Origin of the sequence: Nonomuraea sp. K271, assembly GCF_009908215.1 — a bacterium.
Taxonomy (GTDB): domain Bacteria; phylum Actinomycetota; class Actinomycetes; order Streptosporangiales; family Streptosporangiaceae; genus Nonomuraea; species Nonomuraea longispora.
The window spans coordinates 58,259-82,248 of sequence record NZ_JAAAHR010000007.1 but is presented as its reverse complement, the minus strand read 5'-3'; the positions used below and the strand labels follow the sequence as shown (position 1 = coordinate 82,248).

The window sequence follows — 23,990 nt, the reverse complement described above, 5'->3', positions numbered from 1 at the left end:
GAAGTGCGCAGTCCCTTGACCACGTCGGCTCCTTCGCCGCCACCGAAAGCGTGATCGATGATTGACGCAGTGCGCACTTTCGATAGGTCGGAGCAAATGTCCTGGACACCAGCGCCCGCCGATGCTGGGCCAGACATCGCGACCGTCTCACTTGGCGAACGCCGCTTCGTTGAGGCATCGCCGATTGACAAGCCACAGGCACCACAAGCAAGTAAGGGGTGAGCGATTTGCCGTCACATGGAACCGAACGCGGCCCTGATTCCGACCCGAGCCCTCACGTTTCTTTTAGCGTTTGTCCGTCTTCCGACTTGAAAATAGTTTCTCTTCCGATCGCCACGCTATTGCCTCGTGAGGCCCTTCGCCTTCACGGGCAGGATCAGGAGCACGTGGCCGTGCTGGCCGAGACCGACGGGCCACTTCCTCCTATTCTCGTCCGACGCTCCGACCTGCGGGTCATCGACGGGATGCACCGTCTCATCGCCGCTCGAGTCCGCGGCCAGCAGAACATCGACGTCGAGTTCTTCGAGGGCACTGCCGAGGACGCTTTTCTCCGCGCCGTGCAGGCGAACGTCACCCACGGCCTGCCGCTCACACAGGCCGACCGACGTGCCGCCGCCACCCGGATCATCATCTCGCACCCACGCATGTCAGATCGTGCCATCGCGCAGGTGTCGGGTCTCGGAGCCAAGACCGTGGCCGCCCTTCGCCGACGTTCAACCGAGTCCACGCCGCGGTTGAACGCTCGCGTCGGACGTGATGGAAAGGTCCGACCGCTGAACAGTGACAGTGGTCGGCTCCGCGCTGCCGAGGTCATCGCGCGTAACCCGGACGCCTCGCTGCGGGAGGTGGCCAGGCTCGCCGGTATCTCTCCTGCCACGGCCGGTGATGTCCGCAAACGCGTGCAGGCGAACCAATCGCCGACCACGACGCGCTCCGAGTCCGCCGACGCCATCACCCGCACCTCGGCCGAAATCTTTCACAACGGTGTGCCGTCCGTACAGGCCGCAGGACATCCCAAACCGGGCGTGCCCCAGCCGTCCGAGCCGTCCGAGCCGGTGGTGATGCTGGACAAGCTGTTGCGCGACCCGTCGCTGAGGCTGAACGACGAGAGCCGCCAATTGCTGCGGGTCCTGCAGCACAACGCGATCGCCATGCAGGGCTGGCCAAAACTGATCGCAGCGGTCCCCCCACGCTGGGAAGCTCTGGTGGTCAGGCTGGCGCGCCAGTACGCCGCCACCTGGCAGCGGTTGGCACAGGACCTCGACCAGCGGCCAATGATGCCGAAGCGGAAGGCGGCCGGCCGGTAAGGCACACGCCACTCACCATCAGGTTTCTACGGACCACGAAAATGGGCATCCGGTCGGCAGAGCAAACATGTCGAGCCTGGCGCGTTCTCGCGCCTCATCCTCTTACACCTCTCCGGTACTCCAGGGACCCTGCCGGTCCCGACGACCGGGCGCTGATTGCCGTCGTGACAGGAGGCTGGACGGCGGCTCGGATGGGAACGACATCGGGGGACGATCGTTATCGGTGGATCAAGCAGCTACACAGGACGGGTGATTCAAGGTGGGAATCAGCCGCTAACACGAGCGCAACTGGGCGTTGCTTGCCCATTCACCCTGGTGAGGTCACGCTCATCCACGGCGTGACGGGCCTGGCCGGGCTGTCGGGTGGCGACAGCCCGGCCAGATCCGCGCCAACTGTGGTGGACCACTCTCCGCGCGAACTCCTCGACGGCGGACTGTCCTTGACGCCACCAGCCCTTCGAACGGCACAGCCCTTACGCTGACCGCAAGCGTAGAACCGTGACGCTAGCTGCTCTGGGTGATGTACGCCGCCGCGGCGATTTCTCCCAACGCCTGCTTGGTCACCTTGGACATCTCCCTGGCCGCCTCCGCCGACGTGGTCTGAATGCCCACGAAGGCCGCGAAGGTCAGCCGGCGCCCACTAGGCAGCTCGATGTACCCCGCCAGAGCCTGGCGGTTCATCCACTTGCCGTCCTCGTTTCCCAGGCTGGTGCCGGTCTTGGCGTAGACGTGGCCCGCTGCGGGTGAGTCGGGCTGGACGTCCTTCAGGGTCCCGTCCCGGCCGAGGATCGGCAGCGCGTCGCGGTAAGGCCGGAAGTGTGGGTGCCGGGCCATGTAGGCCAGGAATTCCACGAAATACTGCGGCGTGTAGCGGTTCTGCGCCGACCCGGGCGGTTCCGGGTCGAACCCGGCCCTCTCGAACAGCTCGCGCCGCACCTGCTGTCCCGCAGCTTTCGGGTCATCCGGGTCCTCCCCGGCGATGGCCCCGATCAGATACGGGAACACCTCCGTATGCAGGTTGCTGCTGACCTTGAGCATCGGCTTCAGCTGGTCAGGCAGGCCCGGCGAGAGATGTTCGGCGACCAGGTGCCGGGGGCCGGACACGGTCCTGACCCCCGGCCGCGAGCCGACGTCCACGCCTTCGTCGTGCAGCGCCCGCACGAAAAGCGCCTGGGCGAAGGCGGCCGGTTCCGGGACGAAGTACGCGCGGAATAGGCCGGGGCTGTCCTCAGTGATGTCTCCGGTCAAGCTCACCGTGCGGGTGCCATCGGGATGGCGTACATCGTCGGCGAACGCGAGCGGACGCGCGGAGGCCGCCTCGGAGGCGGCGATCGTCCGTACGTCGTTGACGATGCGGACGTAGTCCGATTGCGGGGAGATGCCCAGGGCGGCGGGCATCCCCGGACGGCTGCCGGGTCCGACGGTGACGTCCACGAGATTGTCGTTGACCATGACTGGGGAAATGGTGGCTGTCACGCCGTTCGCCAGGCTCTCCGTGCCTTCGCGATAGAGCGTGCCGTCCACCAGCATGCATCCCTCGACCCGTTCGATCCGGGCCGCCACTTGGGTCGCGAGCAGCCGAAGCTCCCGCAGCGGGTCGCCGCCGATGGGTCCCGCACCGGGGGTGGTGTGGTAGGTGTGGTCCGGGTCGGGCAGGGCCAGACTCCCGTCATGGTGCAGACGTCCCGACAGCAGCAGGTCGCCGCCCGCCGCGAGCACCAGGTCGCCGTGGAGCACGCCGCCGCGTACGGGCCCGGTCCGGTAGACGCGGGTGGGGAAGCGGCGGTTGTGCCCCAGTGCGAGGAACGCCGTTCCCCCGACGAACACCTTCGAGGATGACCCGGCGACGAACGGCTCGCTGGTGTTGAGCGCGTAGATCGACTGTCCGGTGTCCGGCGCGTAGAACTGCGCCCCCCAACGGGCGCCGTCGAAGGCGGGACGCGCCATGATCTCCTCGATCTTATGGGCCAATTCGGCGTCAGGAGCGGCCTGGACGGTAGGCGGGGCGGCGAGGGCGCCGGCCAGCGGAACGGCGCCCAGCAGGCCGAGGACGGATCGCCGTGACGGCTTCCAGATATGTGAATGCTTCGAATTTGTGTCCACCAGCTTCTCCTCGATCGTCGGGAAATCTCGGTGTGAAAGACCACTCGAGGTGGTTGTGCGGCATTGAAACGCGACGACTTGTTTCCCGGCTGTTTCGTTCGGCAGCCGGGGCTGGAAACGGAGAGGAAACAGCGGATCGGTCATACAGAACTCCGAAACTTCCGCACTGACGCGGAACCCTCGAGGAAGGACCTGTCGATGAAACGAAGGACGGCGATCGGAGTGGCGTGCACAATCCTGGCTCTGGGCATGGCCGCTCCGGCAACGGCCGCTGTCCAGCCGCGGATCGGTGACGTCCAGCAGGCGATGGACGCCCTGGCGAAGACCTCGGGGGTTGTAGGGGCGATCGGGGAGGCGTACTACGACGGCAGGCGCATCGATGGCGGCACGGCCGGATCGCGCCTGATCGATGGCAAGGGCGGCAGAATCCCCATCGGCGCCCGCTACCGCGCCTGGTCCCTGACCAAACAGTTCACCGCCACCGTGCTGCTGCAACTGGTCCAGGAGGGCAGGCTCGGAGTGGCGGACAGGTTGAGTGCGGTGCTGCCGGTGACGGCCGAGCAGGACCTGGTCGAGCGGGCTGACGAGATCACCGTGCGGCAGCTGCTCCAGCACACGTCCGGCATCCCCGACTACACTGGGCACCCGGATCTGAGGCCGTTCGACGACCTCACCACCAGCCACTCCCCGCTCAGCCTGGCGAAGATGTCCCGCGACCGATCCAGGGAACAGGAGCCGGGTGAACGGTTCAGCTACTCCAACACCAACTACATCCTGCTCGGGGCCATCATCGAGAGGCTGACCGGCCGTACGCTGGCTGCGGAGTTCCGGCGGCGACTGCTCGTCCCGCTCAAGATGAGCCGCACCTATCTGCCCGTCGAGCCGGGGCAGGGCATCGATGGGCCGCACGGGCACGGCTACCACCCCGGTCCTGACGGCACGCCGCGCGACGTCGACCGGATGAACTCCACTGGTCTGTGGGCGGCGGCCGGACTGGTTTCGACCTCACGCGACCTGACCACCTTCTACCGTGCGCTCGACCAGGGCCGGCTGCTGCCCGCCGGGCTCCGGGACGTGATGACGTACCCGGTGGAGGAGCAGCGCGTGTGCGGCGGCTCGGTCGGCTTGTACCGGGGTTCCGGACCCGGTGGGCTGGCCATGACCTTCATCTCCGCCGACGGCCGCCTGCAGTTCGCGGTGTCGGCGACTACCAGTGTCGCGTCCCAGGGCCAGGTGCGTCCGGCTTTGCAGAAGGCCGCTGAAGCGGTGCTCTGCCCCGGCAAGTGACCATTCAGGGAGAGTACGTGCGTACACGTTCAGGCAAAGGCGCGTTCTGGCCGCAGGTAGCGGCAGCGTGCACGCTGCTGCTGGCCGGCACCGCGGCAGTTGGCGCAGCCGACGCCACGAGCACCGAGCAGGGCCCACCGCCCTGCGTCAAGAACTCCGGCCAACTTCCATCCGGCCCAGCACAGCCTTCGACATCGGCGGCGAGGCGAACCGCGGCCCCGGCGGCCACACAGGTCAGCACCATCGGGCAGGCGTACACCTGCATCCTCGATCACTATTTCGCCCGCGACCGGCTGGACCATCGTGGCCTGCTCGCCGCCGCTTTCGGCGGGCTGACCGTCGAACTCGGCCGGCACGGCCTCGACCGGTCCGACGCCGTGATGCCGCCGCTTTCGGGCGACCGCGCCGCCGACTGGAATGCCTTCGCCGCCGCCTACGAGCGCATCGCCGCCACATTGCCCGCCGACGCAACGCGACGCCAGGCGGTGGCCGCGGCGACGATCAACGCGATGGTGGGCAACCTGCACGACAACCACGTGCGCTGGTCCCGCATCGCGCCTCCACCCGGCGAGCCCCGTGAGATGTACGGGCTCGGCATCGCCACGTCCTACACCCCGTATCATGGCGCTCACGCACCCCAAAGAGCCCAGGCCCCGTTACACATCACCGCTGTGACAGGCGGACCGGCCGCTGAACGCCGCCTGCGACCCGGCGACATCATCGAGTCGGTCAACGGCGCGCCCCCATTCGCCGGAGGGGTCCTGTCCATCGGCGCGCTCGGCATGCTTCACCCGAATTCCGCCGACGACAACCCCGTACGCCTGACCCTGCGCCGTCCTGCCAGCGGCCGTACCTGGACCGTCAGCCTGAGGCCCGAGCGGTTCACCCCGACGGCTCGTAACGTGACGCCTGTCCTGCTCGACGGCGACATCGCCGCCATCCGCATGGGCGCCTTCACCCCCGGAGTCGCCGACCAGGTGCTGGCGGCCCTCACTGACCTGGGCGAACGCGCCGACCTGCGCGGCATCGTCCTGGACCTGCGCGGCAACACCGGTGGCTCGCCGGCAGAGGTCGCGCGCCTGCTCGGCGCCTTCACCCACGGCAAGGTCACCGGCTACACCTGCGACTCCCACGGTGCCTGCACCCCGCATCGCACCGACGACACCGTGCCTCTGCTGAAGCTGCCTCTGGCCGTACTCACCGACGGCATCTGCGCCTCCGCCTGTGACCATTTCGTCGGCGCGGTCAAGCATCACCGGCTCGGGCCGGTGATCGGCACGCGTACGTCGGGGATGGTGTCGGGGGTTGCCTACCCGTACGTTCTCGACGACGGCAGCACCCTCCACCTGCCCACACACTATGGGCTCGGCCCGGCCCGAGAGATCGTCAACGGCATCGGAGTGCCACCCGACCACGTCGTCCCGCGAACCGCCAAGGACCTGTCCACCGGTCGCGACCCGGCCATGACCAAGGCACTCGCCCGGATCGGCAAGCCCTCCTGACACGAGCAGACCTCACCCGACCCCTGCAGGTGGTCCGGCCCAAGTCCTCCCGTTCCTGGTGGTTGGACCATCTGTTCGACGTGACGTCCCATCGGCTGGTGAAAACTTGGGCCTGAACGGCGCGCGTCGCCTTCATCACTGTTCTGCCCGGCACCGGCCAAAGCCGCGCCGCACCGGTTGTGGAGTCAGCACAGAGAGGGTACGTGCAGCAGCGGCAGGCCGACGAGCACCTGGCCTATGTCGGTGGGGTGGACACGCATAAGGACCACCACGTAGCTGCCGTTGTCGATCAGGTCGGCAGACTGGTGGCCACCGAGTCGTTCCGCGATGGGCCCTGCCCCCGATGTGTGGACACCTTGAGTGCCGGATGATGGACATCCGGAGGCAAGGAGTTCCACGTGGCGATGAAGTCGTATCCGCCGGAGTTCAAGGCGGACGCCGTCGCGTTGTATTTGTCCCATCCGGGCCGGACGCTGGCCTCGGTGGCCGGGGACCTGGGGATCAGCACATCTCCTTTGGGGTGCGGAAACTCAGCCGTAGTGGTTGACCTGGGGGTTCGTGACATGATGAGGGCTCGGGCATCCTGCTGACGGTGTCGTGGTCCTTGCTTCACCTCATCGTTGGGCGTGTCTTTCAGTTCCTGGTCCTGCTGGGTCGCGCGCCGGTGGACCTACCCTTCCCAACGCCCGGGCCGTCCCTCCACCCGCGCGGACATCCGGGAGGCGGTGTTGCGCCTGGCCCGGGAAAATCCCACCTGGGGCTACCAGCGCATCAGCGGCGAACTAGCCGGCGTCGGCCTTCGGGTACCGCCCAGCACCGTACGCGACATCCTTAAAAGAGCCGGGCTCGGTCCGGCTCCACGCCGCACTGGACCGAACTGGAGTCAGTTCCTCAAAGCGCAGGCGGAGGGCGTGCGATCTGTTCCACGTCGACACCGTCTTCCCCAAGCGGCTCTACGTTCTGTTCTTCATCGAGCACGCTACCCGGGCGGTCCACGTCACCGGCGTCACGGCGCATCCGACCGGAGCCTGGGTGGCTCAGCAGGCCCGCAATCTGGTCAGAACCTGGGGGATCGGGCCGAGGGCGTCAGATTTTCGCAGAGTCCTGCGAGCATACCAACGGCATTGCAACCGGTACCGTCCCCATAGCTCACGAGGCCGTCGGCCACCTCAACCACCACATGCCCTTGCTCCGCCCGAAGACCTCGATCAGATCCGCCTGCAACGCCGACAGATACTCGACGGCCTGATCAACCAGTACCAGCGGGCCGCATAGACGTAGTGGGGATAACCGCAGGTCAGAGGCCGTATCCGGGTTTCCGCACCCCACACGCGATGCCGACGCGCTCGCCGACGGGAGGGAGATGAGACCTTGCCCACAGGGAGAACATGCAAGACAAAGCTCGGATATGCAAACCTACGGCTCGACTCGCCCAGGACTCGTACACGCCCGGGCCCGTCCCAGTGGACGCCGAGCGGGTCAGCCAGGGCCCGTGGCGCTGACCGCTATCCCGTGCCGGCGAGCCAGGAGGTCTCGCCCTTGTGGAACGCGTCGAGCTCGGCCGGCCGGTCGTCGCCGAGCAGGTCCTGGCTCACCGTCACGCCGCGGGTCGACTGGATCCAGGTGAGGAACCGGTAGGACGGCCGAAGCCCAGCGAGCTGGGCCGCGTCCACCGGGAGCGCCTCACCCGCGTGGACGGGACGCAGCTCGTCGCGCTCCATCAGGACCTCGAAGCTCATCAGCCTCCACCGTCCTTCGTCCCGGACGGCACGGGAGAAGAACCGACAGTAGGCGTGGAAGTCGACCTCCACTCCCTCCACCGTGGTCCGGTTGAAGATCTTGGCCGGGCTCTCGACGGTCGCCCGGTCGCCATCGACCCGCGCGTAGGCGGGGAAGACCCAGTGCTTGCTGTTCCCCGTCCGCTCCATCCACGTCTTCGTCGCCTCGACGTAGGCCTCGCCGCCGCGTCCGTCGTACCACGTGGTCCGGACGTAGGCGTCGTCGTGGAAGCAGTCCCGCATCACGTCGAAGAGCCGCTGGTCGCGGGCGAAGCGTTCCCGCCTCACCAGGTCGAAGAGCTCCTCGCGGTCCAGGAGGGCGGCCAGCCGGTCAGCGTTCACCTGACGTCCTCTCGTAGCCGAGTACGGCCTTCACCTCGAGGTACTCCTCGAAGCCGAACCGTCCGAACTCTCGTCCGTTCCCGGACTGCTTGTAGCCGCCGAACGGGAGGCTGCGGTCGAACGGAGCGCCGTTGAGGTAGACGCGGCCCGCACGGATGCGATTGGCGACCCTGCGGGCGCGCTCGGGGTCCTTCGACTGCACGAAGCCCGCCAGCCCGAACGGCGTGTCGTTCGCTATCTCGACGGCCTCGTCGTCGGTCTCGTAGAGCAGGATCGAGAGCACGGGGCCGAAGATCTCCTCGCGCGCGATCCGCATCCGCGGCGTGACGTCGCCGAACACGGTCGGGCGGACGTAGAACCCCTTGTCGAGCCCGTCCGGGCGCCCCGGGCCGCCGGCCACGAGCGTCGCGCCCTCGTCGATCCCCGACTGCACGAGCGCGGTGATCTTCTTCAGCTGAGCCTGGCTCACCACGGGCCCCATCGTGGTCGACGGATCGAACGGGTCCCCGAGACGGACCTCCTCGACCGCCCGTCGCGCGGCGGCGTACGCCTCGTCGCGCTGCGAGCGGTGCACGAGCATCCGCGTAGGCGACTGACAGTTCTGGCCGCCGTTGGTGTAACACGAGTGCACCCCCGCGACGACCGCGGACTCCAGGTCCGCGTCGGGCAGGATGATGTTGGCCGACTTGCCGCCGAGCTCGAGCGCGACGCGCTTCACCGTGTCGGCCGCGAGCTTGGAGACCCTGATGCCGGCACCGGTCGAGCCGGTGAGCGAGACCATGTCGATGCCGGGGTGCGCCGCGATGGCCTCACCGACCGTGGGACCGTCACCGTTGACGACGTTGAACACGCCGGGCGGCAGCCCGGCGTCGTGGATGACCTCGGCGAGCACCATGGCGCTGAGCGGCGCGATCTCGCTCGGCTTGAGCACCACGGTGCATCCCGTGGCGAGGGCCGGGGCCACCTTCGACGCGACCTGGTTCAGCGGCCAGTTCCACGGCGTGATGAGACCGCACACGCCGATCGGCTCGCGCCGTACGATCCCGGCTCCCATCTCCTCCTCGAAGCGGTAGTCCGCGAGCACGCGGGCCGCCTCCTCGAAGTGGAACAGCGCCACCGTGGCCTGGCGTTCCGTCGAGAACGTGATCGGCGCCCCCATCTCGCGCGTCATCGTCCGGGCGATCTCGGGCAGCCGAGCCCGGAAGCCGGCGATGATCCGTTCGAGGTACTCCAGCCGCTGCTCCACGCTGACCTGGGAGTACGTGGCGAAGGCCGCGCGCGCCGCCGCCACCGCGCGGTCGACGTCCTCGGCCGTCCCGAGGCTGATCTCCGCGAACGTCTCCTCGGTCGCGGGGTCGAGGACGCCCAAGGTGCGTGGCGCGGCCGGATCGACCCACGCGCCCCCGATGTAGAACTGGTGCCTGGTGGACACTCTCCAACCTCCTCATGGTGTCGCCGCAGCGAGCGGGACGTCGACGCGCGAGCGGAGCTCGTCGAACGGGATCCCCCACGTCTCCCGGACGAGGACCTCGTCCCCTCCGGTGATCTCGAACGTGGCGACGTCGGTATAGACCCGGTCCACGCACCGCAGCGCGGTGAGCGGATACGTGCATTCCCTGACGAGCTTCGGCTCGCCGGTCCTGGTGAACAGCGACATCAGCACGAAGACCTGCTTGGCGCCCACGGCGAGATCCATCGCCCCGCCGACCGCCGGGATCGCGTCGGGCTCGCCGGTGTGCCAGTTGGCGAGATCCCCCGATGCCGAGACCTGGTAGGCGCCGAGGACGCACAGGTCGAGGTGGCCGCCTCGCATCATGGCGAACGAGTCGGCGTGGTGGAAGTACGAGGCGCCGGGCAGCTCGGTCACCGGGAACTTGCCGGCATTGATCAGGTCGGGATCGATCGCGTCGCCCGTCGCCGCCGGCCCCATGCCGAGCATGCCGTTCTCGGTGTGGAGGATGACCCCCGACTCCGGGGGGAGGTGGTCGCCGACGGTGGTGGGCTGACCTATGCCGAGGTTGACGTACGCCCTGCGGGGAATGTCGCGCGCGAGCGCCCGGGCGATCTCCTCCCGTCGGAGCGGGCCACGGTCGGTGTGCTCGACGATGCTCGGAGACACCATGCTCATGAGGACACCTGCACGATCCGGTCGACGTAGATGCCTGGGGTGACCACGGCCTCAGGATCCAGCACTCCCGGCTCGACGACGTGCTGCACCTGCACGACGGTAGTCGTCGCGGCCGTTGCCATGACGGGAGCGAAGTTGCGTGCCGTCTTGCGGTAGACGAGGTTCCCGAGGGTGTCCGCGGTGTGGGCGCTGATGAGCGCGACGTCGGCGGCGATGGGCAACTCGAGGACGTACGTCCGGCCGTCGATCTCGCGGGTCTCCTTTCCCTCCGCGAGGAGGGTCCCGACTCCGGTGCGGGTGTAGAACCCGCCGATCCCGGCTCCGGCGGCGCGCATGCGCTCGGCCAGGTTCCCCTGCGGCGCGACCTCGAGCTCGATCTTCCCGCTGCGGTACAGCTCGTCGAAGACCCAGGAGTCCGTCTGCCGGGGGAACGAGCACACGATCTTGCTCACCCGCCCGGCCGCGAGCAGCGCCGCGAGCCCGGTATCCGCGTTGCCCGCGTTGTTCGACACGACGGTGAGGTCTCGTGCTCCCTGCCGGATCAACGCGTCGATCAGGTCGAACGGCATGCCGGCCGTGCCGAAGCCGCCGACCAGCACCGTCGAGCGGTCGGCGATGCCGCTGACCGCCTCGTCGGCAGAGGTGCAGAGCAGCGTCATGCGACGTTCTCCAGCACGACCGCCAAGCCTTGGCCCACACCGATGCAGATGGCCGCCACGCCCCATCGTTCACCGGACTCCACGAGCCGTGCCGCGAGGGTCCCGAGAACGCGCCCGCCCGAGGCGCCCAGTGGGTGCCCGATGGCGATCGCCCCGCCCTTGGCGTTGACGACCTCGGCGTCCCGCAGCCCGAGCTCGAGCCAGGCGTCGACACAGGCGATCGACTGGACGGCGAACGCCTCGTTCAGCTCGACGGCGCCGATGTCGCCCCAGGTGATGCCCGCCCGCGCGATCGCGCCGTTGGCGGCCTCGACCGGGGCGTAGCCGAACTGCTGCGGCTCCAGCGCCGCCCAGCCCCGACCGGCGATCCGCGCGACCGGGTCACGACCGATGGTCGCGGCCGCGCTCGCCGAGCCCAGCAGGACCGCGCTCGCGCCGTCGTTCAACGGTGAGCAGTTCCCGGCGGTGATCGTCCCGTCGGGCCTGAACGCCGGCTTCAACCCTGCCAGCGTCTCGAGCGAGGTGTCGGTACGGATGCTCTCGTCCTGGACCAGGTCCGTGCCGGGGACGGGCACCACGAGGTCGGCGTAGAAGCCCTTCTTCCACGCCTCCGCCGCGAGGCGGTGCGAGCGAGCGCCGAAATCGTCCTGCCGCTCGCGCGAGATCGAGAACTTCTCCCGCAGCTGCTCGTTGCACTCGCCCAGCGAGGCCGTCCACTCGGCGGGCATCCGCTCGTTCACCAGCCGCCAGCCGAGCGTCGTGGAGACGGCGGTGACGTCGCCTGCCGGGAACCGGCGCGACGGCTTCGGCAGGACCCACGGCGCCCGCGTCATCGACTCCACGCCTCCGGCGATCGCGATCTCCGCGTCGCCGACCTCGATCATGCGTGAGGCCATCATGGCGGCGTCCAGCGACGAGCCGCAGAGCCGGTTCACCGTGGTGGCGGTCACCGAGACGGGCATGCCCGCCAGCAGCACGGCCATCCGGCCGACGTTGCGATTGTCCTCGCCGGCGCCGTTGGCGTTGCCCCAGAACACGTCGTCGACCAGGCCGGGATCCAGGCCCGGCGAGCGGTCGAGAAGTCCCTTCAGCGCGGTCGCGGCCAGATCGTCGGTCCTCGTGTCGGCCAGGGCTCCGTTGCACCGGCCGAACGGGGTCCGGACCGACGCGTACACGAATGAGCTGCTCATTCGGGTCGTCTCCACTTCCTGCCCCATCTCAGGAGGCGTCCTTCGCTTGCTTGCGGATGTCGTCGTAGGAGAAGTCGTTGATGGCGTCGAGAAGGTCGGTCGTGTAGATCTCCGTGGCCGGGAATGCCTTGTCCACGAGCCCGGCGGACGTCATGAACTCGACCATCCCGGTTGCCGCCTTGGGCTCGATCCGGCCCCAGTCGTCGTCCTCGATCCCCTGGTCGGCCAGCCGGACCTCGAGGATCTTGACCTGGGACGCCATCGCGTCCTTCTCCGGTCCGGTGCCCCTGGTCTCCGGGTGGAGCTTCCACAGGTCGCGGATCGCGGCCTCAGGGTTGGCCTGGGCGAATGCGAAGCCCTTCGCGATGGCGCGGCCGAACCGTTCCAGGACGTCCTTCCGCTCGTCGATCGTCTTCCGCGTCGCCGCGAACCCGCCGCCCCAGATGCCGGCGGTCTGGGGCACCGGCAACGGGGTGAGCTCGATCCCGGAGTCCTCGACGATCGCGTACTGGGTGTCCCAGAGGGCCAGCGCGTCGACCTGGCCGCTCTTGATGGCGTTGATCTGCTGGGCGCCGGCACCGATCGGCACCAGGCCGGCAGCGTTCTGGCTCATCCCGTTGAGCTCCATCGCGGTCCGGGCGAACGTCCCGCCCGAGCTGGCCACCGCGGTCACCCCGACCTTCTTGCCCTCCAGGTCCGCGATGCTCCTCACATCCGAGCCCTGGGGCAGCTGCAGGCTGTAGATCCAGTGCGGGTAGTACGACGCGAAGTAGACCAGGTCCAGGTTCTTGGCGTGACCGATCGCGACCGGCTCACCGGTCATCAGTCCGATGTCGGCGCCGCCGGCGGCCAGTTGCTGCGCCGACTGCGTGCCGGAGGGGAACAGCTGGACCTTGACGTCGAGCCCCTCGTCCTTGAAGTAGCCCTCGGCCTCGGGGACCGCCAAGGTGGTGTAGCCGGCGTTCCAGCTGGGCGCGCTCAGGGCGAACGTGACGGTGTCGAGGTCGCCGCCGCCCGCCGAGTCGCCTCCCTCCGAACCGCATGCGCTCAGCGTGGTCACCATGAGGATGCCCGTGAACAGGGCGGTCAAGCTCTTGAGTGGTCTCGTCATCGTCGGTCATTCCCCATCGGAGCTCGTGATCGCGTCGAAAGTCGTCGTGTCGTGCCAGTGCGGGAGGACGTGCCGCCCGACCAGGTCGAGCGTGTGGCGGGCGACCTCCGGCGGCGTGCCGTGCGGGGCGACCCGCAGCTGGACGGACGTGACCCCCGCCCGGACGTACCGGGCGATCGTCGCGTCGATCTCGTCGGGTGTGCCCACCATGGGGAGCTCGAGCTCGGCAGGGCCGTCCGCACCCATCCATGCGCCCCGCTCGGTGTAGTAGCCGGTCGCGGCCTTCAGGTGGCGCGCGGCGAGCTCGCGGGCGGTGGCGGCGTCCTCGTGGACGACGCAGAACCTGGTGGTGGCGACCGCTCCGCCCGTCCCACCGCGATATGACCAGTAGGCGGCCGACTGCTTGATCAACAGGTCGTCGCAGTAGTTCGTCGCGCCGTAGAATCCGTCGGCGAGCGTCGCGGCACGACGGGCCGAGGCAGCCACCTTGCCGCCCACCAGGATCCGCGGCCCGCCGCACTGCACCGGGGGTGGGATCGCCACCGGCGCATCGGCACTCGCGTCGGCGGACCAGGCGTCGCGCAGCAGCTTCAGCGTGGCGTCGAAGGCCGCGCCGGCCGGACCTGACGCGGGCAGCCCGACCCGTTGGGCGACCTCCGGGCTGCCGAGCCCGAGGCCGAGGGTGAGCTTCCCGCCGCACAGCTGGTCGAGCAGCGCGGCCTCGAAGGCCAGCTTCTCCGGACTGTACGCGCGCAGGAGCAGCACCGCTGATCCCAGCGCCAGGGACGTCCGTCCGGCCAGATGTCCCAGGACCATCAGGGCGGACGGAAGGTGGAACGGCTGAGCGGCCGCGTGATAGCTCTCGCCCACCCACGCGGAGTCGAAACCGTGCTGCTCCGCGTGGGCGAGCATCGTGACCGTGCGACCCACCTGTGGGCGGACCGGCTCCTGGGAGCTCAAGTCGAGCGCGATCCCCAGCCGCATTCAGCCGGCGCTCTCTGCTTGGTTGACGACGTCGTCGTAGGAGAAGTCGTTGAACGCCTTGAACATCTCGTCGGTGTAGATCTCCTTCGCGGGGAACTTCTTGATCAGTCCGGCCGAGGCCATGAAGTCGAGCGAACGGGTGAACGCCGCCTCGTCGATCCTGCCCAGGGTCTTGTCGTCGAAGCCCTGTCCGTCCAGGCGGACCTCGAGGACCTTGACCCCGTCAGCCAGCGCCTTCTCCTCCGGGTCGGACCCGCGGGTCTCCGGGTGGAGCTTCCACAGGTCGCGGATCGCGGCCTCGGGGTTGGCCTTGGAGAAGACGAACGCCTTCGCCACCGCACGACCGAACCGTTCGAGGACGTCCTTCTTGGCCTCGAGGTTCTTCCGGGTCGTCGCGAAGCCGCCGCCCCACGCCTCCGCCGTCTCCTTGACGGGAAGCGGCGTCAGGGTGACGCCGGCGTTCTTGACGATCTGGTACTGGATGTCCCAGAGCGCCAGCGCGTCGGCCTGGCCGCTCTTGATGGCGTTGATCTGCTGGGCGCCGGCACCGATCGGCACCAGGCCGGCAGCGTTCTGGCTCATCCCGTTGAGCTCCATCGCGGTCCGGGCGAACGTCGCGCCGGAGCTCGCGACCGCGGAGACGCCGATCTTCTTGCCCTGCAGGTCGGCGATGCTCTTCACGCCGGAACCGGCCGGCACCTGCAGGCTGTAGATCCACTTCGCCCAGTAGGAGCTGAAGTAGGCCAGGTCCAGGTCCTTGTCGTGCCCGATGGCCACGGGCTCGACCGTCATGAGGCCGAGGTCGGCCCCGCCGCCGGCGACCTGCTGCGCTGCCTGGGTGGCCGACGGGAACAGGTTGGTCGTGACCTTCAGACCCTCCTCCTCGTAGAAGCCCTCGGCCTCCACGACGGCCATGACCGCGTAGCCGGCATTCCAGCTCGGGGACGCCATCGCGAACGTCACCGGCGTCAGCCCGCCGGACTTGGCCGAGGCCTCGGGTTCGCTGTCGGAACCGCACGCACTCAGCATTGCGGTCGCGCACAGGACGGTGAGCGCACCACTCACGACTCTCATGGCTCGTCTGGTCTTCACGACGGAACCGCCCTCTTACTGGTTGGGGAGTGGGTAGGTGTCCTCGTTGAGCACCCGGCCCGGCGTCAGGGAGAAGTCCAGACGCGGCGGACAGAAGATGTCGATCAGCTGGTTGGTCCCCGAGCCCACGGCCTCGCTGGTGTGGATCATGGGCGGAGGGATCACGGCCACCGAAGGACTGCCGCACCGCAGGTGCCGGTCCTCGCGCCACTCGCTGCGGCGCCTGGACCACGGGGTCCGCAGGTGGTGGACGTACTCCCCTTCCACGGCGAGCGAGCACTGCTCGAAGTCGTCGTGGTCGTGCGGCGAGAGGGTGTTCGGATCGCGCGGACCGATCCTGGGCGCCAGGAAGTTGATCATGAAGGTGCTGCACCGCACGATCTGGCCCGGGCGGATGGCGTCCTGCGTCACCTCGAGGTCGGCCAGTCGGTAGGGCCGGATGCGATACCCTTCCGGCGGGTCCGGCCACGGCTCGAACGGCTTGGTGTTCGGGTGCGGATCTGCGTACGAATCCCGGTTGCGCGCCTTGTCCAGCAGGTCGGTGGACCGAGAGCTGAACAGCTGCACGACGGTGCAGTCGTCGACGCCGACGATCGCGCTGCTGCCCGGCGGGACCATCACCACCGCCTTGCCCGAGACCGACGCGACCTCCCACGACGCACGGACCTCGACGCCGCACTCCTCGTAGGGGAGGATCACGACGTACTCGTCCGGCTGATCATCCCGCTCCAGCACGTCGCCGGCGACCAGCGTCGTGTAGGCGAGCACGAAGTTGTGTCCGCGGAAGTACCACGTCGACGATCCGGCAGGGGTCGTCCCGTCGGGATCGCCCGTACCGAGGTCGGAGAACTCCACGTCGGGTGGGGTGGCCAAGGTGGTCATCGTCTGTCCTCATCAGTCGTAGGGGGTGTGGTCGTTCAGTCGTCCAGGCCGAGCAGGAAGGCCGGGTTGTCGCAGAAGATCTGCCGCAGCGACCTCTCGTCCAGGCCGAGGTCCAGCAGCGCGGTCGCGACGCGGATGTAGGAGTCCACCGGCAGCGGCCGATCCTCTTGGCCGAGGTCGGAGGCCATCACGGTGTGCTCCGGGCCGATCTTCTCGATCCAGTCCAGGAGCAGCCTCGGGTCCCACTTCTTGGTCCCCTCGGGGTCGTAGAAGCCGGTCTCGTGCTCGATGAACGCTCCGTAGCCGACCAGCTCACGGCACTTCGCCTCGTCCGCGCCGATGACGTAGTCGGGATGGTTGAGCAGCATCCGGGTGACGCCCTTGTCCTTGGCCGCGGCGAACAGCTGGGTGATCGACTCGGTCTCCATGTGCCCGCCGGTCACCATCGCGCCGGTCTCCTTCACCAGGTCGAGCACCTCGTGGACCTGAGGGATGAGCTCACCGTCCTCCTGGTGGATGTCGACCCGGGACGACGGCACCTCGACGCTCGCCGTGGGGAAGCCGACGCCCTCCGGATGGCAGTCGATGTGCCGGCCGGCCGAGAACGTCGGAAACCACACGGCCCTGCCCCCCATGCGCAGTGACATGGCCACCGCGTGCGGGTTGATGCCGCCGACCATGCTGTTCAGGGTGATGCCGCCGAAGACCGGGGTGCCGATCTTCGCCAGCCGGTCGCTCATCGCGAGCAGGTCCATGACGGTGTTGTGGTGGTGGGATTTCACCAGCACGCCCCGCATGCCGAGCCGCTCGCCGTCCTTGCCGGCCTCGGCATGGTCGATGCGTCGAGGGAACGGGTTCGGGCCGGAATGGCAGTGCAGGTCAACGCAGCCGTTCAGCAGCTTGATGATGGCGGGTGTGTCAGTCATGCAGCCTCCAGGCGTCGGCACTGTTCGCATCACAGACTGTGAGTTCGCTATCCGGTCTGTCAATAGGGCACATTCGGAAAACGCTGCTGCGAATCACCAGCAAAACCTTGCAGGGAGACGCAGGGCACACTTACTCTCTGTCCGAACTACGAACTATGAGAACTCTTTGTGGACACTCAATGAGACGGGGGGCCGATGACGGAGCACGAGGTCGACAAGCCGGTGACTGCTCGGGAGCAGGACATCCAGGCGGTGAGCCGGACCGCGCAGATCCTCGGACTGTTCGGTCCGGAGACTCCGGAGCTCTCCGTCGCGGAGACCACCCGCCGGCTCGGTCTGAACCGGACCACGGTGCACCGCTACTTCAGCTCGATGATCAGCTCCGGCCTGCTCGAGCGCGTGGAGGACTCCGCACTCGTCCGTCCCGGACGGTCGATCCTGCAGCTCGGCAGCTTCATGCTGGGACAGCAGCGCATCGTGCAGATGGCGCCGGCCTATATGCGCGAGCTCGCCCTCGAGATCAAGGTCAGCACCGTGCTGTCGCTGTGGGGCACCTCCGGCCCGGTGGTCTCGCTGGTGGAGGAGGCCGACCATCCCACCCTGGTGACGGTGCGCGTGGGCTCGCAGCTCGCCCTGGACTCCTCGCAGGCCAAGGTCTTCCTGGCCTTCCTCCCCGACCAGTTCCACGCCGACCGGCTCACCGGCAGCCTCCCCGAGCCCCAGCGCACCGACACTCGCCGTCGTATCGAGGCGATCCGACAGGCCGGCATGAGCAGCCACGTCAACCACCGCGGCATCTGCATCGTCGCGGCGCCGGTGTTCGCGGCGACCGGGATCTGCGCCACGATCGCGGCCGTCGGCACCGAGCGGATGCTGCCGGAGGCGCTGGACTCCCGAGAGGCCACGGCGTTGAAGGCCGCATGCAAGCGACTGACCAAGGAGATGGGCGGCACGTGGCCCGAGGCGGCCGACTGATTGCTGCCAGCACGACAACCGGGGCGCGGGCAGCGCGCTCGAATCAGGTGAGGAATGACGAACATGCCGACCAGCACCGACACCGACTGCGCGATCCGCTTGGACTCGCTGTCCATGCTCTACCCGACGAAGTCCGGCGGGACCGTCCAGGCTCTCGACGACGTCTCCCTCAGCGTCCGAGCCGGTGAGTTGATCTCCATCGTCGGCCCCAGCGGCTGCGGCAAGAGCACGCTGCTGCGGATCATCATGGGCCTGTCCCGCCAGACCTCCGGACAGGTCACCTTCGGGCCGTCGGAGGACACCCACCGCAACCAGCTCGGGATGGTCTTCCAGCAGCCGCTGCTGCTGCCATGGCGCACCGTGCGGAAGAACCTGCTGACGTCGCCGGACCTTCACCACGCCCGGGACGCCGCGACCCACGCGAAGGCCGACGAGCTGCTGGTGATGCTCGGCCTGGAGGAGTTCGGCGACCGGTACCCCAACGAGCTGTCCGGCGGGATGCAGCAGCGGGTCGGGATCGGCCGCGCCCTGATGCACGACCCGCGCATCCTGCTCATGGACGAGCCGTTCGGCGCCCTCGACGCGATGACCCGCGACCAGATGGGACTGGACCTGCTGAAGATCTGGGACCAGGACCGCAAGACCGTGCTGTTCGTGACGCACAGCATCCCCGAGGCGGTGCTCCTCGCCGACCGCGTCGTGGTCATGACACCGCGACCCGGCCGGTTGGCGGACGTCGTCGAGGTCGCGCTCCCTCGACCGCGGCGGCTCGAGAACATCAACACGCCCGAGTTCGGCGAGATCGTCCTGAAGATCCGCAAGCTGCTCGACTCCGAGCACAGCGCCCACTAGGCCTAGGAGACCTGATGTCCACCAACACCAAGCGCCACGCAGCCGACCGAGAGGCACTCGCCGTCCCGGACGGCGAGACCGTGCCGGTGGAGGCGCCCACGAACTCGGACACCCCGGCCCGACGTCGACGCCGCCGAGTACCGGAGATCACCTACAGCGTGCTGGTGTTCATCGGGTTGTTGGTGGTCTGGCAGGTCGTCGTGGAGATGTTCGACGTCTCCAACATCCTCGTCCCCGCGCCCACGGCCGTCGCCGCCTCCCTGGTCGACGGCTTCCAGGACGGCAGCCTGATGACCCACTCGATCGTCACTTTGAAGGAGATTCTGATCGGGTTCGGCATCGCGGTCGGCTCGGCACTGGTCTCCGCGGTGCTCATCACCCAGTTCCGGACGGTGGAGCGCGTGCTCTTCCCGCTGCTCATCCTGACGCAGACCATCCCGAAGGTCGCGATGGCGCCTCTGCTGATCGTCTGGTTCGGCATCGGGATCAGCTCGAAGGTGCTGACCGTGGCCCTGATCGCGTTTTTCCCCCTCCTCATCAACGCCGTCCTGGGATTCCGGTCCGCCGCCTACGAGCAGGTCGAGATGCTCCGGTCCTTCGGCGCGTCCCGCATGCAGGTCATGCGGCACCTGCAGATCCCGTCGGCGCTTCCGCACATCTTCGCGGGACTGGAGGTCGCCGTCATCCTGTCCGTGACCGGCGCCGTGGTCGCGGAGTTCGTGGGCAGCTCCGAAGGTCTGGGCTACCTGATCCAGGCGAGCAACTTCACCCTGGACGTGGCCAGGACCTTCGCGGTGATCGTCGTGCTGTCGGCCGTCGGCATCGCACTGCACGCGGTCGTCGTACAGCTCGGCAAGTGGCTGGTCTTCTGGACCACCACCCCCACCGACACCGCCGGCGAGGTCTGAGCCATGACACGGGTACGCGACGGCATCAACGGCGGCACGCTCGGGACCTGGATCAAGCTCTCCAGCCCCGAGAGTGTCGAAATCATGGCCCACGCGGGCTTCGACTTCGTGGTCATCGACCTCGAGCACACGACACTGGACCTGGGCACCGCCTCGACCCACATCGCGATGGCCCGCGCCCTCGGGGTGGACCCGCTCGTCAGGGTGCCTGACCACGGCCTCAGCGTGATCCAGCGGGTCCTGGACGCGGGCGCGGCCGGTGTGGTCGTGCCACACGTCGACACGGTTGAGCAGGCCCGGTCGGTCGTGCGGGCCACCCGCTTCCCGCCGCGCGGCGACCGCGGGTCCGGCGGCACCAGCCGAGCGGGTCGCTGGGGGCTGCTGCCACGGGCGGACTACCTCGCGTACGGTAACGAGCAGGCCCTGTGCGTCATCCAGCTCGAGAGCGAGGTGGCGATCAGGAACACGAGGGAGATCCTGGCCCTCGACGGCATCGGTGCCGCGTTCGTCGGGACGGCCGACCTCGCGATGTCGATGGGCGTCACGGCGGGAAGCGACGAGGTGGACCGGCTCGCCACGTCCGCGCTGGAGGCCGCCGCCGCGGCAGGTGTTCCCATCGGCACCGCGTCCGCCACGAGTGACCAGGCCCGGGCCGCGCTGGCCAGGGGCTACGACTATGTGGTGGTCAGCAACGACACCTCGATCCTCGCCGGCGGAAGCCGGGCGATCGTGAACGCGCTGAGAGCGCCCGTCGCCGAGGGAGCCGCCCGGTGAGCGCATCACGTGTCGCCATCGTGACGGGCTCGAGCTCCGGGATCGGAGAGGGGATCGCCCGCGCGCTCGCGGCCGACGGCTTCACCGTCGTGGTGAACTCGGCCACCTCGGTCGACGCCGGTGAGCGGCTCGCGGCCCAGCTCGCGGAGGCGAGCTACGTCCAGGCCGACATCGCCGATCCCTCCGACGCCGTGCGCCTGGTGGAGACGACCGTGGAGCGGCACGGCCGACTCGACCTCCTGGTGAACAACGCCGGGGTGTCGCGACCCGTCCCCCACGCCGAGCTGGATGCGATCACCGCTGACGACTGGCACCGGATCCTCGGCGTCAACGTCGTCGGGACGTGGCAGGTCTCCGTCGCCGCCGTGAAGGTCATGGAGCCCGGCGGGCAGATCATCAACATCACCTCGGTGGGCGGCTCGCGCCCCCTCGGCAGCTCGATCCCCTACTCCGTCAGCAAGGCCGCGCTCGACCACCTGACGAGGCTGCTGGCCAAGGCCGTGGGTCCGGACGTCCGGGTGAACGCGATCGCCCCGGGGCCGCTCCAGACCCGGCTGACCTCGGACAGCCTCGCCACGCGGGCGGCGCGCACCGTGGCGATGACACCGCTGGGCCGGCTCGGGCAACCATCCGACGTCGCAGCGATGGTCCTGGCGCTCATCAAGGCCCCCTTCGTCACCGGTGAGGTGATCAACGTTGACGGCGGCATCAACCTCGTCACCCACATGGACGCGCCCCGCAACGACGACGCGTGATCCGCCCCGGCCCTTGAGGTCAACCGGGGCGCTGCGATGCGCCGATGGCACGCGCGACACCTTCCAGCCGGCCGGAATCCTCCAAGCGCTCGGCGCAGCCTGGCGAGGGCAGAACTCGCTCGGACTTCGCGCCCTGCTGACCGCGACGGATCACCGCGGCGCGCAATGTGCGGCACCTCGGCGTCGGAGTGAGCAGCCGTCGGGGCCGCGGGCGTCCGCACCGCCCACCACGTCGAGCCGCGGGTGCGACTCGGCCCAGGCCCGCTCGAGCACCTGGGTGAACACCTCGCTCGGCTGGGCGCCGGGGACGCCGTACTTGCGCGGTCACGCACAGCCGGTCGGCAGGCGCGGCGTGGCCGGGTGAGTCAGGGGCAGGCCCGCCTGCTTCCACGCCCGGAAGCCGCCGATCACGTCGGTGGCCCTGGCCAGGCCGATCGTGCGCAGTGAGGCAGCTGCCAGGGACGAGGAGTATCCCTCGTCGCAGATCACGATCCAGGCGATGTCGTGGCCGGTTGCTTCGGGGCTTCTGGCCGGGCTGATGGGGTCGAGACGCCGCTCCAGACGGTTGCGTTCGATGACGATCGCGCCGGGGATCTGGACTACGTATAGTGCACACCCGATCAGAATGATGCACCAGGCAGGTAGTGGTCGGCGATGGGCGCGACAATGTGGCGTCCGCGTGTTGACAGGGCCGCGATCTGCCGGTGGTGGGTAATGGTCTGCTGGTCGCCCCGGGCGCTGATGACGGTCACGGGCAGCGAATTCCACGATTTTGCGGTTCGGGGCAGTTCGCGGACGTCCCGGGTGCTGGCGTCGTAAGCGCGCATCTCCGCGGCGGCGGCCTCCCAGGTGGCGGGGCCGAACACCACGGGGACGTTGTCGCGGGTGAGCCGGGGTTCGCGCGGGTCGACCATCCAGTCGCCCGTGCGCAGCAAGCCTACGGCGGCCACCGCGGACCACACCTTGGCCTGGATCGTGGCCGGGGCAGCGAGATCGTTCGTGGCTTGTTCGTCGGCGGGGTCGAGCAGCACCATACCGGCGACGCGATCGGGCCATCTGGCGTGAAACAGGCGCGCGACGTGCCCACCCCATGAGTGCCCGACGAGCACGAACGGTCCGGGTTCGCCCGCTCGGGACAGCACCGCGGCCAGGTCGCCGGCCTGCGTGGTGACGTCCTGATCGCCTGGTGCTTGGCTGCTCCAGGCGTAGCCGGCGCGGTCGTAGGCGCAGGAGCGCCGTCCGGAGGTGGCGAGCGTGTCTTGAAGATCCGCCCAGGTCGTGGCGGAGTCGCCCCATCCGGAGGCGAAGACGATCGTCGGGCCCTGGGAGCCCAGGCAGCGTAGACGGAGTTGGTGCGTGTCCAGGTTGACCAGGCGTCCGGGGGCTGCATGGCGCTGGGGGTCAGTGAGTGCGAGTGACTGCTCGACGGCCGCGCCGGTCAAGCCGGCCACCAGCACGACGCTGAGGACGCCCGCCTGGATGCGCCGCAGCCGTCCGACGCGCCCTGTGACACGGGCCGGCACCGGCTCGCGCGCGGCCGCGCGGCGGAACGCACCGCTGCCCGCGAGGGCGGCGATGACCGCGATCATGACCAGCCAGCCCGGCCACCCGCTGAGTCCGATGGTCCAGGGATTGCTCAGCGCCTCGGGGTCGTCGGGAGAGAACAGGACGTTGACGAAGCCGGTGATCAGCGTGTTGTTGACGGCGTGGGCGATCACGCAGGGCCAGATAAGCCCGGAGGCCAGGCGTAGCCAGCCGAGCAGCACGTTGAACAGCATGGCGGTGACCAGGAAGGGGACCAGCCGGTGGGCAGTGCCGGTGCCCACGTATCCGGGCAGGTGCCACAGACCCCAGATCAGGCCGCCCAGCAGCAGTGCGGGCCACAGTCCAAGCGGCCGCAGCCGGGGCAGCAGGAAGCCTCGCCAGGCCCATTCCTCGCAGAAGAACAGCGGCAGCATCAGGGCCGACAGGCCGAGGTTGACGGTCAAGGCGGACAGGATCGGTCCGACGGGCACGCCGTCCTGTCCGGCCGTGTCCGGCGCGTAAATCTCGCGCAGCCCGGAAAAGCCCGCCAGGTCGACCGGATACACCCCTGCCAGCGCGCCGATCGCCACGGCCAGGAACGCTAGCACCAGCGGGGCGGCCAGCCCGATCACGCAATAGCGCACCAGCGGCCCCTTCGGGCGCAGCGGCGCCATCGCCGTCTCGCGCGAGATGTTCCCGGGCCGGCGGATCCAGCGCACGACCACGAACGTGGCCAGACCGGCACCGAGCATGCCGCCGCCGGCGACGAGGTCGACGCCGGTGAGCGTCCGCAACAGCCACAGCAGCCACGGGATCGTGAAGGCCAGGAGCAGGAAGACCGTCAGTTCACGCCGGCGAAAGAGGCCCTCGCGCGCGTCAGTTGACCGCACGGTGATGATCCTTTCTGGGGA

General features: G+C 68.8%; 21 protein-coding genes and 1 pseudogene. 9 read left to right on the top strand and 13 right to left on the bottom strand.

From position 1 onward, the window contains the following. Positions 1-386 precede the first annotated feature (386 nt). Complete coding sequence (locus GUY59_RS04055; protein WP_201760476.1) at positions 387-1,307, top strand: ParB/RepB/Spo0J family partition protein; 921 nt, start codon at positions 387-389, stop codon at positions 1,305-1,307. A 504-nt stretch (positions 1,308-1,811) separates the two neighbouring features. On the opposite strand, the gene dacB is transcribed toward GUY59_RS04055, so the two are convergent. Beyond that, positions 1,812-3,554, bottom strand: a complete 1,743-nt coding sequence (gene dacB, locus GUY59_RS04050; protein WP_138199435.1) for a D-alanyl-D-alanine carboxypeptidase/D-alanyl-D-alanine endopeptidase — start codon at positions 3,552-3,554, stop codon at positions 1,812-1,814. Between the two features lie 54 nt (positions 3,555-3,608). On the opposite strand from dacB, the gene GUY59_RS04045 reads away from it, so the two are divergent. The 3 genes and pseudogenes from GUY59_RS04045 to GUY59_RS48280 form a co-directional block, all read left to right on the top strand. Then, entirely contained in the window at positions 3,609-4,697 is a 1,089-nt protein-coding gene (locus GUY59_RS04045) for a serine hydrolase domain-containing protein (protein ID WP_138199436.1), read from the top strand. Positions 4,698-4,714: 17 nt separating this feature from the next. Further along, positions 4,715-6,199: a S41 family peptidase gene (locus GUY59_RS50530; RefSeq protein WP_138199437.1), complete on the top strand. Its 1,485-nt coding sequence runs from the start codon at positions 4,715-4,717 to the stop codon at positions 6,197-6,199. 398 nt (positions 6,200-6,597) lie between these two features. After that, positions 6,598-6,717, top strand: a pseudogene (locus tag GUY59_RS48280) (transposase); the annotation flags it as partial. 987 nt (positions 6,718-7,704) lie between these two features. Here GUY59_RS48280 and GUY59_RS04030 read toward each other — a convergent pair. The 10 genes from GUY59_RS04030 to GUY59_RS03985 are packed head-to-tail and all read right to left on the bottom strand — an operon-like array spanning position 7,705 to position 17,291. Beyond that, positions 7,705-8,319 (bottom strand): nuclear transport factor 2 family protein, encoded by a 615-nt coding sequence (locus tag GUY59_RS04030; RefSeq protein ID WP_138199439.1) that lies wholly within the window; start codon positions 8,317-8,319, stop codon positions 7,705-7,707. Continuing rightward, complete coding sequence (locus GUY59_RS04025; protein WP_138199440.1) at positions 8,309-9,751, bottom strand: aldehyde dehydrogenase family protein; 1,443 nt, start codon at positions 9,749-9,751, stop codon at positions 8,309-8,311. The genes GUY59_RS04030 and GUY59_RS04025 overlap by 11 nt, the downstream gene beginning before the upstream one ends. A 12-nt stretch (positions 9,752-9,763) precedes the next feature. Further along, complete coding sequence (locus tag GUY59_RS04020; protein ID WP_138199441.1) at positions 9,764-10,447, bottom strand: 3-oxoacid CoA-transferase subunit B; 684 nt, start codon at positions 10,445-10,447, stop codon at positions 9,764-9,766. Next, positions 10,444-11,106 carry a 3-oxoacid CoA-transferase subunit A gene (locus GUY59_RS04015; RefSeq protein WP_138199442.1) on the bottom strand — a complete coding sequence of 221 codons (663 nt, stop codon included), beginning with the start codon at positions 11,104-11,106 and terminating at the stop codon, positions 10,444-10,446. The genes GUY59_RS04020 and GUY59_RS04015 overlap by 4 nt, the downstream gene beginning before the upstream one ends. Then, positions 11,103-12,296 (bottom strand): thiolase family protein, encoded by a 1,194-nt coding sequence (locus GUY59_RS04010; RefSeq protein WP_138199443.1) that lies wholly within the window; start codon positions 12,294-12,296, stop codon positions 11,103-11,105. The genes GUY59_RS04015 and GUY59_RS04010 overlap by 4 nt, the downstream gene beginning before the upstream one ends. Positions 12,297-12,324: 28 nt before the next feature. Continuing rightward, complete coding sequence (locus GUY59_RS04005; protein ID WP_201760475.1) at positions 12,325-13,407, bottom strand: ABC transporter substrate-binding protein; 1,083 nt, start codon at positions 13,405-13,407, stop codon at positions 12,325-12,327. A 6-nt stretch (positions 13,408-13,413) separates the two neighbouring features. Next, positions 13,414-14,391, bottom strand: a complete 978-nt coding sequence (locus GUY59_RS04000) for an LLM class flavin-dependent oxidoreductase (protein ID WP_138199444.1) — start codon at positions 14,389-14,391, stop codon at positions 13,414-13,416. Continuing rightward, positions 14,392-15,465, bottom strand: coding sequence for an ABC transporter substrate-binding protein (locus GUY59_RS03995; RefSeq protein ID WP_138199445.1), 1,074 nt, complete (start codon positions 15,463-15,465; stop codon positions 14,392-14,394). Between the two features lie 33 nt (positions 15,466-15,498). Next, entirely contained in the window at positions 15,499-16,365 is an 867-nt protein-coding gene (locus GUY59_RS03990; protein ID WP_138199446.1) for a hypothetical protein, read from the bottom strand. Positions 16,366-16,400: 35 nt separating this feature from the next. Next, the gene (locus GUY59_RS03985; protein WP_138199447.1) at positions 16,401-17,291 is read right to left on the bottom strand and encodes a DUF6282 family protein; all 891 of its coding nucleotides are present in this window, start codon (positions 17,289-17,291) and stop codon (positions 16,401-16,403) included. Positions 17,292-17,486: 195 nt separating this feature from the next. Here GUY59_RS03985 and GUY59_RS03980 point away from each other — a divergent pair, with 195 nt between their 5' ends. From GUY59_RS03980 to GUY59_RS03960, 5 genes are all read left to right on the top strand, one after another. Next, a complete protein-coding gene (locus GUY59_RS03980; protein WP_138199448.1) occupies positions 17,487-18,266 on the top strand; it encodes an IclR family transcriptional regulator in 780 nt (259 codons plus the stop codon). A 63-nt stretch (positions 18,267-18,329) separates the two neighbouring features. Continuing rightward, on the top strand, positions 18,330-19,118 hold the full coding sequence (locus tag GUY59_RS03975) for an ABC transporter ATP-binding protein (protein ID WP_138199449.1): 789 nt from the start codon (positions 18,330-18,332) through the stop codon (positions 19,116-19,118). Positions 19,119-19,132: 14 nt separating this feature from the next. Beyond that, the gene (locus GUY59_RS03970) at positions 19,133-20,026 is read left to right on the top strand and encodes an ABC transporter permease (RefSeq protein ID WP_138199450.1); all 894 of its coding nucleotides are present in this window, start codon (positions 19,133-19,135) and stop codon (positions 20,024-20,026) included. Positions 20,027-20,029: 3 nt separating this feature from the next. After that, the gene (locus GUY59_RS03965; protein WP_138199451.1) at positions 20,030-20,800 is read left to right on the top strand and encodes an HpcH/HpaI aldolase family protein; all 771 of its coding nucleotides are present in this window, start codon (positions 20,030-20,032) and stop codon (positions 20,798-20,800) included. Further along, positions 20,797-21,555, top strand: coding sequence for an SDR family NAD(P)-dependent oxidoreductase (locus GUY59_RS03960; protein ID WP_201760474.1), 759 nt, complete (start codon positions 20,797-20,799; stop codon positions 21,553-21,555). The genes GUY59_RS03965 and GUY59_RS03960 overlap by 4 nt, the downstream gene beginning before the upstream one ends. 324 nt (positions 21,556-21,879) lie before the next feature. On the opposite strand, the gene GUY59_RS50520 is transcribed toward GUY59_RS03960, so the two are convergent. Then, positions 21,880-22,137, bottom strand: coding sequence for a rhodanese-like domain-containing protein (locus GUY59_RS50520; RefSeq protein ID WP_330849132.1), 258 nt, complete (start codon positions 22,135-22,137; stop codon positions 21,880-21,882). 38 nt (positions 22,138-22,175) lie between these two features. Next, entirely contained in the window at positions 22,176-23,969 is a 1,794-nt protein-coding gene (locus GUY59_RS03950) for an alpha/beta fold hydrolase (RefSeq protein ID WP_161714387.1), read from the bottom strand. Positions 23,970-23,990: the final 21 nt, after the last annotated feature.

What these genes read in the sequence shown, in the direction of transcription:
- GUY59_RS04010 (WP_138199443.1), bottom strand. Translation starts at nt 12,296, where the DNA reads ATGAGCAGCTCATTCGTGTACGCGTCGGTCCGGACCCCGTTCGGCCGG.
- GUY59_RS04005 (WP_201760475.1), bottom strand. Translation starts at nt 13,407, where the DNA reads ATGACGAGACCACTCAAGAGCTTGACCGCCCTGTTCACGGGCATCCTC.
- GUY59_RS03980 (WP_138199448.1), top strand. Translation starts at nt 17,487, where the DNA reads ATGACGGAGCACGAGGTCGACAAGCCGGTGACTGCTCGGGAGCAGGAC.
- dacB (WP_138199435.1), bottom strand. Translation starts at nt 3,554, where the DNA reads ATGACCGATCCGCTGTTTCCTCTCCGTTTCCAGCCCCGGCTGCCGAAC.
- GUY59_RS03975 (WP_138199449.1), top strand. Translation starts at nt 18,330, where the DNA reads ATGCCGACCAGCACCGACACCGACTGCGCGATCCGCTTGGACTCGCTG.
- GUY59_RS03985 (WP_138199447.1), bottom strand. Translation starts at nt 17,291, where the DNA reads ATGACTGACACACCCGCCATCATCAAGCTGCTGAACGGCTGCGTTGAC.
- GUY59_RS03990 (WP_138199446.1), bottom strand. Translation starts at nt 16,365, where the DNA reads ATGACCACCTTGGCCACCCCACCCGACGTGGAGTTCTCCGACCTCGGT.
- GUY59_RS04015 (WP_138199442.1), bottom strand. Translation starts at nt 11,106, where the DNA reads ATGACGCTGCTCTGCACCTCTGCCGACGAGGCGGTCAGCGGCATCGCC.
- GUY59_RS03995 (WP_138199445.1), bottom strand. Translation starts at nt 15,465, where the DNA reads ATGAGAGTCGTGAGTGGTGCGCTCACCGTCCTGTGCGCGACCGCAATG.
- GUY59_RS03970 (WP_138199450.1), top strand. Translation starts at nt 19,133, where the DNA reads ATGTCCACCAACACCAAGCGCCACGCAGCCGACCGAGAGGCACTCGCC.
- GUY59_RS04020 (WP_138199441.1), bottom strand. Translation starts at nt 10,447, where the DNA reads ATGAGCATGGTGTCTCCGAGCATCGTCGAGCACACCGACCGTGGCCCG.
- GUY59_RS04045 (WP_138199436.1), top strand. Translation starts at nt 3,609, where the DNA reads ATGAAACGAAGGACGGCGATCGGAGTGGCGTGCACAATCCTGGCTCTG.
- GUY59_RS03965 (WP_138199451.1), top strand. Translation starts at nt 20,030, where the DNA reads ATGACACGGGTACGCGACGGCATCAACGGCGGCACGCTCGGGACCTGG.
- GUY59_RS04000 (WP_138199444.1), bottom strand. Translation starts at nt 14,391, where the DNA reads ATGCGGCTGGGGATCGCGCTCGACTTGAGCTCCCAGGAGCCGGTCCGC.